Raw genomic sequence first — 12201 nt, forward strand, 5'->3', positions numbered from 1 at the left:
GCTAATATGTTCATATGGGTTATTTTAGAAGAATAGCTGTTATTACTATTTCTGGTTTTTTAGTCAGTAATATTAGCGCCAAGCTTTTTAACTTCGAAATTTCACAAGGTCTAGACCTACTATTCCAAATTCGCGGCCCGCAAATACCACCCGACGATGTCGTCATCGTGGCGATGGATGAAACGTCAGAATCCGCTCTTGGCGTAGGCCAAGACTTGACACGCTGGCGACGCTTTCACGCCGACTTGATCCGCCAATTGCAAAAGCAGGCAGTAAGTTTTATCGTCTTCGACCTGCAATTCATTCGCCCCCAATCTTCGGAAGATCAGGAACTGGCCGCAACGATGCGTGCCGCCGACAATGTTTTAGTGGTCGAATGCGTGCAAAAATTTCGCCACGGCGCCGAGGATTTTTATGGCCGCGAGGAATGCTCAGACAGCAATAGCCGCCCGGCCATTTCCCGAGAAGGAGACACCAACATCCAGCTTCCGGAACAATTGGTCGGGATGCGCAAAGTGTCGCCGACCTCGACCATTGCCGGCGCTGTTTTGGATAGCGCGCCGTTCTATCTGATCAACGATGCCAGCAATAGTAGCGTGCGCGAAGTCTGGACTTTTTCCGACGGGCTGGCTGAATCGCCCAGCCTGCCGACACTGGTTTGGTTTTATTATTTGCAGCATTCCGGCGCAATACCCGATCAGGGTCAACCACTGTCTGCCTGGTTAACCCAACAACGCCGAGCTTGCCAAGTTGACGGCAGCGTTACATCCAGCCAGGCCTCACCTGAACTCCGAATCAACAAACTATTTTGCGAAGGCGACAGCCGCTATCTCAATTACTACGGCCCGCCGCGCACGCTCAGAATGGAATCTTACGCCGATGTTTACGAAGGTAAGGTTAAAGACTTACAAGGCAAAGTGATATTCGTCGGCCGCGCCAATCGCCAGTTTTCGCCGGGCAAATCGGACTTTTTTCCTACGCCTTATTCCGATTCGCATTCCGGCAAAATGGCCGGCGTGGAGATCATGGCCACGCAATTCGCCAATTTACTGGAAGACAGTTTTATCGAGAACCCGGCGCCGGGCTGGATAATTTCCAGCGTATTTGGTTTGCTTGTCGCCTTGTTGCTATTCAGTTTTGCCGGCTGGCCCGGTATCGTCCTCAGCCTAGTGTTTGCCTCGGCTTACGCCGGCTCGGCTGTCTGGTTGTTCGCTCGGTACCACTGGTGGTTGCCAATCGCCGGACCCATATTAATTCAATTGCCATTGTCATGGCTGCTCAGTTTGGCCTGGTCGCGTTACGACTTAATGTGCGAACGGGGGCGGATACTTGAATTCGTCAGCAGAGTATTTCCGCAATGGGTCGGCATGTTGCCCGCGGCGCCGGGACAATGGACCGAAAGCGCTAACGCCGGCATCGCTAAAAGCGAAAAAGATGTTTCCGGTTTGTGTCTAGCCACCGACATCGAAGACTACACCGCCATCGCCGCCCAACATTCACCCCGGGAAATGTGGACGCTGTTGAATACCTACTACCAGGTGTTGGGGCATCCGGTAGTGTCCCACGACGGTGTCATAGCCGATGTGACCGGCGACGCGATGATGGCGGTGTGGTTCGATGCGCCGGCAACCCAGCAACGCCGCGCCGCCTGCTTGGCCGCGCTGGAAATGGCCACGGCGGTGGCATCTTTCAACCTCTCCTCCAGCCAGGAACCACTCGCCACCCGCATCGGCTTGCATGAAGGGGATCTAACGCTGGGCAGCCTGGACGCCGGCAGCTCCAGTCATTACCGGGCTATTGGCGATACGGTCAACATTGCGTCGCGAATTCAGGGGGTGAACAAGTATTTAGGCACCCGGATTCTGGCGTCGCAGAGCATCGCAGCCGACTTGGAGGGCATCGTAACCCGACCCGTGGGCATGTTTCGCGTGGTAGGCCGTGTAGAGCCGTTGAGGCTGGTGGAAATTGTCGGCGTCAAGCATGGCGACAACGCCAAGCCGAACGAAATACACGACCTATTTGCGGATGGCCTGGCAGCATTTCAGCAAGGCCAATGGACAGACGCTGCCCGCCTATTTCGCGCCGCACTCGCTGGCGACGCCAACGACGGACCCAGCCGTTTTTATCTGCAAAAAGCTTTGCACTATAGTGAAATGCCGCCTTTGGCATGGGACGGAATCGTGGTGTTGGATGGCAAATAAGCCGTAGCAGCGACATCTAAAAAATGGCGCTCCATTAGAACGATCAGATAGTATTAACCGCTTTCAACGGCCATGCATTGAGCCCAGTCCGGCAATTTCATGAGCCAATTCGATACTAAAGCGCGTCAAGCAACGGCTTTGCGCAGCGACACTGGCTTCAGCGCCCTTACCTGCCGCTTCGCTGCATTCGAAGCGTTTGCCAAGCACGACTTGTTCGGCTTTTTTTAACTGCCATTGCACGGAGAAGCGGCTTTGGCCGCTAGCGGTTTGATGTAACTCAAGAATATCAAAGCTAATTTGGTAGTCGATAGCCTGACGCGGTGCCCATGGATAGCGAACCACTTGGTCTATGCCCAGTTGTTTGGCTAGAGAAAGCCGCAAAACCCGAGCAATATTGTCATCCAGACGTTCGGCCCAGCGATGTTGGTCATCCAATTCATACTGATGCTCGCTCAGCGCAGTAATTAGCTGCGGCCGGTCCAAATACGCCGGCAAATGAATCGGGCCCAATCCCAACACCGTATCGGCCGGTAAAACGGCAGCAACAGACGGCGTGTCGGTTTCGGCGCTCAACATGTAAAACTGCATCGGCTTACTACTGCAAGCGGTCAACAACAGCGCTGAAAGTAACATTGGCAAATAAATTATGTGTTTCATATTCATCCGGTTAAATCTATTAACAACCCAATCTATTTGCCGTATATCAACGACTCCGGCCGCCGCTCCAGCGACTCGGTCAAATCCTTCAGGGAACGGGCGGCATTGCGCATTTCCACCAAGGCTTGCCCGAGTTGCGCATCCGGCGCGGCCAAGGTTTCGACAGCGGTCAAAGCGTTTTGCGAGCCTTCCATCACCTTGGTAGCGGCGTTCAGACTTTGTTCGGCGGCTTTCAACACCGGCAACAATTCCTTGTTAAAGTCCTGCAAGGTGGTGCGGGTATCGCTCAAAGCGCCATTGGCGTTGCTCATCAACGGTCCGATCTGATTGTTTAACGTCGCCATCAAACGCTGAGTTTCCTGCAAGGATTTGGCTAGCGCAGCTAACGATTGCTTGGTGTCGTCGGATTGCAGCAAACTACGCATTTCGCTGAGGGTATCCGCCAAATTCTTCATCATCTCCTCGACCGGCAGCTGGCGCGCGCGATTGAGAATTTCATCGGCGGTATTGCGGATTTCGTCAACGGTAGTCGGCACGCTGGGCAATTCCGGCAGATTTTTGTAATCCAGCTTAATCAGATTGACCGGTTTATCGCTATAAAAATTAAGATCGACATAGAGCAAGCCGGTCAGCAAGCTCTGCGTCTCTAACCGGCCCTTCAAGCCCGCGTCTATCAGCCGTTGCGCGTCCTGCATCCGCTGTTTTTTACTGTGGCCGCCGGATTGCTGTACCGACAAATCTTGCAGCAAGGCGGGGTCGATCTCAATCACCACCGGCTTGAAAATCCGGCCGGTCGCAGAATCCATCACCAAGGAAATTTCGTTGACGTTACCGATCTGCACACCCTGCAATTTAACCGGCGCGCCGACATTCAAGCCATTCAACGCCGAATCGAAAAAAATGACGAAGCGTTTTTTGTCCTTAAAAAAATCGCTGCCGCCAAAAATCATCACGCCCGCCGTCAGCAGGATCAACGCACCGACCAAAAACGCGCCGATGGCGAGTGGATTGGCTTGTTTGCTCACGCCGGACTCCTCATGTGTCGATGATTGCTATTTTGCTCGGTTTGGTCGCCGCGATTTAAAAATCGAATCACGTTGGGGTGTTTGGATTCGTGCAGCAGTTTTTGCGGGGAACCACCGTCGATATTGGTACGGGTTTCGGCATCCAGAAATACCGAATTGTTGCCAATCGCGAAAATACTGTCCAGATCGTGGGTGACCACGACGATGGTAGCCGACAAAGCGCTACTCAAACTTAGAATCAGATCATCCAGCAATTTGGCGGTGATCGGGTCCAAGCCGGCGGACGGTTCGTCGAAGAACAGAATCTCCGGATCCAGGGCCATCGCCCGCGCCAGACCAGCGCGCTTTTGCATGCCGCCGCTGAGTTCGGAGGGATAATAATCTTCAAATCCGGCCAAGCCGACCAAAGCTAATTTATAGGAGACAATCTCCCGCACCTTTTTAGCTGGCAACTGGGTGGCTTCGGTAATCGGCAGCGCGACGTTTTCGGCTAAGGTCATCGAGCTGAGCAAAGCACCGCTTTGAAACAACACCCCGGTGCGTGCCAGAATTTGCTGGCGGGCTTTAGGATTGGCTTGCCACAGTCCTTGCTCACCATAACAGACATCGCCTTTTGCCGGCGACTTTAAGCCTATCATATGCCGCAACAAGGTGGTTTTGCCGCAGCCATTGCCGCCCATGATGATGAACACGTCGCCGCGATTGATCGTAAAATTCAGATCGCGCTGAATCACGAAATCGCCGTAAGTCATGGTTAGATTTTTTACTGTAATGCAGGCCTCGGCCATCGTTAAATCCCCAGCCGGTTGCAGATGATGGTCATTACCGAGTCGGCAACGACGATAAACACGATGGCCGTGACCACCGCCGACGTGCCGGCATCGCCGACCGCCGAGGCACTGCGGCCGCATTGCATGCCGCGCATACAACCCGATAGCGCAATCAAAATCCCGAACACCGAGCACTTCACGAAACCGATAATGAAATCCTTCATCTTCACGGCATGGGCGGTGCGGTCAAGATATTCGGTCAATGACACGTCAAAAAAATTCACCGTGACGAAGCCGCCGCCGATGATGCCCATCAAATCGGCATAAAGACATAAAAGCGGCATGATGATGATCAAGGCCAACATGCGCGGCAACACCAGAAACGCCATCGGGTCCAGGTTCATGGTTTTTAACGCATCGATTTCGCTGTTGACGTGCATCGTGCCAATCTGCGCGGCATACGCGGCGCCGGTGCGGCCGGACATAATAATGGCCGTCATCAAACCGCCCATTTCCCGGGTCATACCCAGACTAACCAGGTTAGCAATGTAAATTTGCGCACCGAACAAAGACAACTGCACCGCGCCGACGAAAGCCAGAATTAACCCTACCAACAAGCTGATCAAGGTGACTATAGGCAACGCCGACGGCCCGCACTCTTGAATATACAGCCATAAATCCTGGCGGCGAAAGTGGGCTTGTCCGCGCAACGTGGCGAAGGTGCTGATCATCATTTCCCCGACAAAAATCAACATCTCCTTGCCATGCTGGATGGCTTTGCCGGTGCTGACCGCCAAAGCCTGCGACCACGACCTCTGGGTTTGCTCGCGGTGCGCATCGACGCGCTCCGGCACGGCGGCAACCAGAGCCAGCAAGCCTTGAATCGATGCCGGCAAGCTGGTCTTATCCACAGCCACCTGTTTTTGCTCGGCGTAATCAATTAGCTTAATTAATTCAGTCACCAACATGCTATCCCAACGGCCAAGCGCCGCCGTAAACACGACGATTTTTTCGATAGCCGGGGTTTCAATCTGCGCGAGTATGGGTTCCAAAGCGGGTAATTGCGCATCCAGCACCCAGTCTCCGGATAAGGCAATTTCCAAGGTCTTTGCCTGACGAATCGCGCTGATGGCGCAGCTTGGAGCACTATTGATGGCTGGCGGTAGGATTTTTGACGTTTTCATCCCTGTTGATACTGATAAAACTTAGCCGCAAGTATGCGCAGAACACCGACGCATGGCAATAGCCGACTGAGAAGTATTTTTCCTAAAAATAGCCGGGAGCAACTGCTCTGACTGAATAGCCCTGCATCTTCAAAATCGGCATGTCGGCAGCAAAAAGCTTATCAGTAACTATGAAGTTTTCGCCAATTCGCGAGTTTCCCAGTCGGCCTTGATTTGCAAAATTTGCGGTTGAATATCCAGAAAACAGGTCACCATCGCCGGATCGAAATGCTGCCCGGCGCCTTCGCGGATAGTCGCGACCGCCTTATCGACCGGCCATGCTTCTTTATAAGGCCGGCGCATGGTTAGCGCGTCGAACACGTCGGCCACCCCGACGATACGCACCGATTCGGGAATATTGAGGTTAGCCAGCCCATTCGGGTAGCCGGTGCCGTCCCATTTTTCGTGATGCGACAAGGCCACTTCGGCCGCCAGTTTAAAAATTGGTGCATCGCTTTTCGACAGAATATCGTAACCAATCTGACAATGCCGGCGCATGATGCGCCATTCGTCTTCATCCAGCGCACCCGGTTTACTCAGTACCGCATCGGGTACACCGATTTTGCCGGTATCATGCATCGTCGCGGCAAACTCCAGCAATTCGGCATCGGCACACGTCCAGCCGACGTTTAAGGCCAAGGCTTTAGCATAAGCGGCCATCCGCCAAATATGTACCCCGGTATCGTTATCGTTATAGTGGCCGGCTTCGCCCAACATATAGATGGCGTCGCGGTGGCTTTTTTCTAACTGCGTCGCTCTTACCAATGATAAATGGGTTTTTACTCGCGCGCGCACCAGACTGGGTACAACAGGCTTACTCAAGTAATCCACACAACCCACCGCAAACCCTTGCTCTTCATCGCCCAAGTCGGATAAAGCCGTGACGAATATGACCGGTATGGTTTCGGTGACCGGATCGGCTTTCAAAGCCCGACAAACTTGGTAGCCGTTCATATCCGGCATCTGAATATCTAGCAAAATTAAACTCGGCCGGTGTTTGGCAACCGCCAGCAGGGTTTCCTCACCGTTACGCGCAAACACCAAACGATAGGTAGGCTCCAGAATTTCACGAAGTATCGCCAAATTCGCGGGTTCGTCATCCACGATCAAAATCGGATTATTAGGCATGGGTATCTTACTGTTTTGGTATATCGAGCTGGTTTATTAACGCCAGAACTAAGCTTTCAGCTTGCCGAAAATTATAGTCGCGAATTTGTGTCGCGAGCGGCGCCAATAACTCGGTATCTACCAAGCCCGCCAATGTCAGCAATAGGCGCTCGGCATGACCGGGGTTATCTTCATCCAGCGCCGTTAATAATTCACTTAACAAGGGTTTGATACCATCGGGCGCCTCGCGTTGAGCACTATGGTCAAGCGGTGACTGGGTGTTTGCGCTTAAGTTACCGATGCTGATGATCACCACGTCAAGCGCCTGTTGCAGCGCTGCGGCGGCCGCAGCCAACGGCTGACTGTGATGCAAGGCCGTTTCCAGTTCGACGCTGCGTTTGGCTACCTCGGTCAGAGCCAAACCGTAAGCCGCGCCTTTTAACTTGTGCGTCAGGGTGGCAAGCTCGGCAAGTTGACCTTGCTCGGCCGCGACACTAATGTCCCGTCCGGCTGTGCGATACTGCTCGACAAAGCGTGCCAGATAGGCCTGGTAAAGATCGCGCTTATGCCACATTTTAAGGCCGGCGTTAACATCGATTCCCGGCCACTCGTCTGGGTCTGGAGTTGTCGGCACAATGAGTGGGGCGGATTGGCCGCGGGGAATCAACCCGTCATCCAGATCGCCGGATGCCAGCCCCGTCACTCCGAGCGGCGAATTGTTTCCTGTCCAACGCCTGATCAAAGCCAGCATTTGCGGTACGTTAAAGGGCTTGGCGATAAAATCGTTCATACCGGCTTCCAGCGCTGCTTCCTGCAAGTTTTTAAAGGCGCCGGCCGTGAGTGCCAGGATGGGTAAATCAGACCACGCCGGATTTTTGCGTATCCGCCGAGTGGCGGCATAACCGTCCATGCGCGGCATTTGCACATCCATCAATACCAAATCCACAGCACCAGGGTTTTTAAACAACCAATCCACCGCGTCTTGGCCGTCGCAGGCCAAGCTGACTTGCGCGCCCTCCGACTCCAAAATGCGCCTCGCCACTTCGCGGTTGATGTCGCTATCGTCCACCACCAGTATTCGCAGACCTTGCATACGTGTGCCTGCCGAATTGGACGATTTATCCGGCAAAACTGGCAGCGGCGGGGGTTTCGACAATACCGCCGCGACGGCGTTATACAATGCGGAAGGGGTTACCGGTTTGCTCAATATCCCCTCGACATGCTTCATATCGGCATCAACCGCCAGCAGTTCCCGGGAATAAGATGAGCTGATCATCAAGATAATGGCTATACGCGGCTGATCTGGGTTAACCGCCGCCAATGAAGCGCGGATAGCTTCGGCTATACTCGTACCGTCGACATCCGCCATGGGCCAATCCAGCAACAGCACGTCATAAGGCTCGGCGCGTTCCAAACTGGCGAGCAGTTCGACGATTGCCGCCTCACCCGAGTCGACGGCGTTGGCATGCCAATCAAGACTTCGCGCCGAGGTATTGACGGCTTCGCGCGTAGTCTCACAATCATCGACCACCAGCAATTTCAAATGGTGCAAATGCGGGAGAGACTGCGCCGGATTGCAGTCAAGATGCCACTGCAACCGCAGGACAAACCAAAATTCGCTGCCTTGGCCGGCTACGCTGTTTACCCGCAACTCGCCCCCCATCAAATTCACCAGCTGGCGACAAATTGCCAAGCCAAGGCCGGAGCCGCCAAAGCGGCGGCTGATTGTATTATCTGCCTGGGTAAAGGCGGCAAACACATCGTCCAATTGCGGTTCGGAAATACCGATACCGGTATCGCTGACGGCAAAGCGCACCGCCACCGTATCGCCGCTTTGCCAATCATCGACAGTCACGCGCAACACGACTTCGCCTTTTTCGGTAAATTTAATCGCATTGCCGAGTAAATTAATCAAGACTTGTTGAATGCGCAGGCCATCGCCGATCAGAGCATCGACACCGGCCGGCGGGATAATGATCAATTCCAGATTTTTGTGGTCGGCTGCCGCCGCCATCAAGGCCGCAAGGTGATCGAACATATCGCTGAGCCGGAACGGCAGGTTTTCGATCTCCAGGCGTCCGGCCTCGATTTTGGAAAAATCCAGAATATCGTTAATGATCGCCAACAAAGAACGCCCGGCATCACGAATTTTCCGCACCAAACTGTGTTCTTCTTCGTTCAGCGCGTGTTGTTCCAGCAAATAACAAAACCCCAGCACCGCATTCATCGGCGTGCGGATTTCGTGGCTCATATTCGCCACAAAACTGCTTTTTACCTGCGTCAAATGCTCTGCGCGTTGCAAGGCTTGGTTGAGCTGTTCCGTCCGTTGTTCGACCAGGTTCTGCAAATGATCCCGATATTGCAGCAATTCCATTTCCTGTTTTTTCCGCACGCTGATGTCCTGTACCGTGGCCACCCGATACATCACCTTTTGCTCGGCATTTTTGACGCTGACCAAATCCACCGCCACGTCAAACTTAGAACCATCCTGGCGCCGATAAACCGATTCGTAACGTATTTTGCCGAATTGGTCGGCTTCATGTAGACGCTGTGCGGCCGATTCGACGTATTCCGGCGCGTACAGGGACAGAATGAGTTGGCCTTCAAACTGATCGGCGTTGTCGTAACCCAGCATCTCGGCAAACGCCGGATTGCAGGTTACCAGGCGGCCGGTCTCGGGGTTGCCTATGGCTATACCGTGCCCGCAATAGCGGAAAGCATCGATCCAACGCTGTTTTTCCGCGGCCGCAAGCTTGGCTTCGGTGATGTCTTGCACGGTCCCAATCAAGCGCCAGGGTTGACCATCGGCCGTGGTCTCCAGTTTGGCTTTGGACAACACCCAACGCTGCTGTCCTAGCGGGGTACAAATACGGTATTCCAAACCGTTACCGCTGTTACCCGCCAAACAGTCCTGATGCCAGGCGCGCCTGGCGGCACGGTCATCGGGATGCACCGTTTCCAACAACTGCTCCATGGATAAGGCTTGATCGGTTTCGGGTGATAGGCCAAATACCCGAAAGGTTTCTTCGCTCCACATCGCTTGGCCGCCAGGTAGGTAGCGAACCCAAGAACCAATATGAGCCACGGCCTGAGAATCTGCCAGCAGCCGTTCTTTTTCTATCAGGCTTTGCTCGATTTGCCGGCGTTCGGTGATGTCTAAGACAATACCTCGATAGAGTAGAGGCCGACCTTTCTCATCCAACTCTGGTTGACCACGCGACATCAGCCAACGCTCCCGGCCGTCGACTAGTGCGGCAAGCCGCCATTCCACGTTCAACTCGATATTTTGCTGTACCGCTTGGTGAATTGCCGCTTGCGCGATGGCGCGATCATCCGGATGCACAGTGGACAGCCAGACGTCGTAGCTTGCTTGGCAAGCAAACGGCTCCAAGCCATACAGGCGCCACAAACCTTCATCCCATTGATTTTCGTTGGTTTGTAAATTCCACTCCCAGATACCGGCGTTGGCAGCGCGAAGTGCTTGGTTCAAACGCCGGTGGTTAACCTCCGATTCCAAACTGGCAATGCGCTGCAATTCGGCTTTGGAGCGGCGCAATTGTTCGAAAGCCAGATTAAACGACAGCCCCATCAAGGAAAAAATCGCCGTGGAATAGTAATAACGCACGTCCGCAATGTTAAAACTTCCCTCAGGCGGGATAAAAAAATAGATACCCATTGAAACGGCCATTGCGGTAGCAAGCAGGCCGCTAAGCACTCCTCCCAAGTAGGCACTTAAAAATACCGCCGGATAAAACAAACTCCAGGTCAGGGGCGACAGCGCGGACCATAGCGACCATTGCAGTAAACCTGCGGCCATAGGTATCGCCACAGACACAATTGAAGTCAAGTGGATGGGAATTCGTTGGAAGCGGATCTGCAGAAAACGCTCAGCATGCCGATTTCGCTGCTGGTTAAACCTGAGCGGGTCGAAGAATTTAATCAGCGTGTCCTTAATCACCGCGATAAACCCTGCAACATTCAGCCGTTGCGCAACGCATAAAAATGCAAAAGTTATCCATGCAAAACAATGCCGGCCGCCACTTTATTAGCAATCCTGCAGCAATTCAGGTGTGTAGCTGCCAGTCTAAAAACAACTAACGAACGTACTGAATCGGAGACTGTCGCCGCGTCAGACCCGGTGTATTGCCAACGCTGCTCGGCAAGTATCAACCGGCACGTTTTGTCATCCGCTATGAAAATGTTGCGCAAACCGAAAAACATATGCCCCCCCCCGTGCTTTAGGTAGCCCTCTAAAACGCTAGCTTACCAGATGAGTTTATTGCGGCAAATATCGAGGGGCTCTAGTATCTGTAGACAGCGGATAATATGTAAAGTGGCGTTTTAGACGGCGCAGAACAAACAGATTTCGCGCGCTATAAAAAAGCCCCTGAGTAGGGGCTTTTTGCTTCTTCTAAGGTAAGTCTCAAAAAGGTTCTTTCTACCACTCATAAAACAAAATACTCATAACTTATTGATTTACGATAAATAATAACATTAAAGCTTAACAAATTATCTCCTTAATTGTTAAATTTTGCCCATTTTTAGCTAGAAAACGCAACAAAGCATTTTTGTCTAACCATATCATATGGATATGCCATTCATAACCGTCTCTGAAGTAGGCTTATCTGTTTGCCACATCTATCCACAATCAAGCACCCCCATCTTGAAAAATGATTACGCCCAGCAGGTAATCCGTATGCATGCTGGAAGACATTAACGTAGCATTAACAGATGTTACTGCGCTCGCGTCATACTAGCAATATGAAGCATTACGCTGGAAAAAACGGGGTATTTGTCCTAATAATCATTTGCTGGTGCTTATATGTAATCACATTTTAAGGCCGCATATTTTTTCCGTTAGTGCACTTCAACTCGCCCTCGCCGAGCAATTTCTCGCCTTCGTTTGTTTCCAATATAGTCGTTGAATAGAAATCCAGAAGCTCTTTGGGCTCAACAGACAATGTCTGCGCAATCGTTCCAATTGTGCTCAACGAAACATTGATCTTTCCCCGCTCAATGCCGCTCACGTGGCTCCGAGCTAACCCACTTTCTGCTGCAAATCGCTCTTGCGATAGACCTCGGAGCTTTCGTATCACAGCTAAACGCCTACCAAATAATTGCGACAAGTCAGGCAGCGTAGTTTCTTCCGTCATCTTGCTACCGGCAAAAAGCAGACACTCTATAAGAGTGTGGTCTTTATGGCTACGCTAGATATACG

Annotated in this window: 8 protein-coding genes; 1 reads left to right on the forward strand and 7 read right to left on the reverse strand. The window is 52.7% G+C overall.

What is annotated here, in order from left to right; all coding sequences use genetic code 11:
* Window positions 1-14 precede the first annotated feature (14 nt).
* On the forward strand, window positions 15-2201 hold the full coding sequence (locus tag ACWAU0_RS19785) for a CHASE2 domain-containing protein (protein WP_458137653.1): 2187 nt from the start codon (window positions 15-17) through the stop codon (window positions 2199-2201).
* Window positions 2202-2264: 63 nt separating this feature from the next.
* On the opposite strand, the gene ACWAU0_RS19790 is transcribed toward ACWAU0_RS19785, so the two are convergent.
* From ACWAU0_RS19790 to ACWAU0_RS19820, 7 genes are all read right to left on the reverse strand, one after another.
* The gene (locus ACWAU0_RS19790; RefSeq protein WP_458137654.1) at window positions 2265-2858 is read right to left on the reverse strand and encodes a PqiC family protein; all 594 of its coding nucleotides are present in this window, start codon (window positions 2856-2858) and stop codon (window positions 2265-2267) included.
* Window positions 2859-2890: 32 nt separating this feature from the next.
* Complete coding sequence (locus tag ACWAU0_RS19795) at window positions 2891-3883, reverse strand: MlaD family protein (RefSeq protein ID WP_101053303.1); 993 nt, start codon at window positions 3881-3883, stop codon at window positions 2891-2893.
* Entirely contained in the window at window positions 3880-4671 is a 792-nt protein-coding gene (locus tag ACWAU0_RS19800) for an ABC transporter ATP-binding protein (protein ID WP_458137655.1), read from the reverse strand. The genes ACWAU0_RS19795 and ACWAU0_RS19800 overlap by 4 nt, the downstream gene beginning before the upstream one ends.
* A 2-nt stretch (window positions 4672-4673) precedes the next feature.
* The gene (locus tag ACWAU0_RS19805) at window positions 4674-5837 is read right to left on the reverse strand and encodes an MlaE family ABC transporter permease (protein ID WP_458137656.1); all 1164 of its coding nucleotides are present in this window, start codon (window positions 5835-5837) and stop codon (window positions 4674-4676) included.
* 168 nt (window positions 5838-6005) lie between these two features.
* A complete protein-coding gene (locus ACWAU0_RS19810) occupies window positions 6006-7004 on the reverse strand; it encodes a response regulator (RefSeq protein WP_458137657.1) in 999 nt (332 codons plus the stop codon).
* Between the two features lie 7 nt (window positions 7005-7011).
* Complete coding sequence (locus tag ACWAU0_RS19815; protein ID WP_458137658.1) at window positions 7012-10941, reverse strand: response regulator; 3930 nt, start codon at window positions 10939-10941, stop codon at window positions 7012-7014.
* An 877-nt stretch (window positions 10942-11818) separates the two neighbouring features.
* Complete coding sequence (locus ACWAU0_RS19820) at window positions 11819-12136, reverse strand: helix-turn-helix domain-containing protein (RefSeq protein WP_171695155.1); 318 nt, start codon at window positions 12134-12136, stop codon at window positions 11819-11821.
* Window positions 12137-12201: the final 65 nt, after the last annotated feature.

The sequence above is a fragment of the Methylomonas sp. Uni0009 genome (assembly GCF_054188105.3).

Excerpts from the sequence above, each read along its gene's own strand:
- ACWAU0_RS19790 (WP_458137654.1), bottom strand. The coding sequence starts at position 2,858 with ATGAAACACATAATTTATTTGCCAATGTTACTTTCAGCGCTGTTGTTG.
- ACWAU0_RS19805 (WP_458137656.1), bottom strand. The coding sequence starts at position 5,837 with ATGAAAACGTCAAAAATCCTACCGCCAGCCATCAATAGTGCTCCAAGC.
- ACWAU0_RS19785 (WP_458137653.1), top strand. The coding sequence starts at position 15 with ATGGGTTATTTTAGAAGAATAGCTGTTATTACTATTTCTGGTTTTTTA.
- ACWAU0_RS19800 (WP_458137655.1), bottom strand. The coding sequence starts at position 4,671 with ATGGCCGAGGCCTGCATTACAGTAAAAAATCTAACCATGACTTACGGC.
- ACWAU0_RS19820 (WP_171695155.1), bottom strand. The coding sequence starts at position 12,136 with ATGACGGAAGAAACTACGCTGCCTGACTTGTCGCAATTATTTGGTAGG.
- ACWAU0_RS19810 (WP_458137657.1), bottom strand. The coding sequence starts at position 7,004 with ATGCCTAATAATCCGATTTTGATCGTGGATGACGAACCCGCGAATTTG.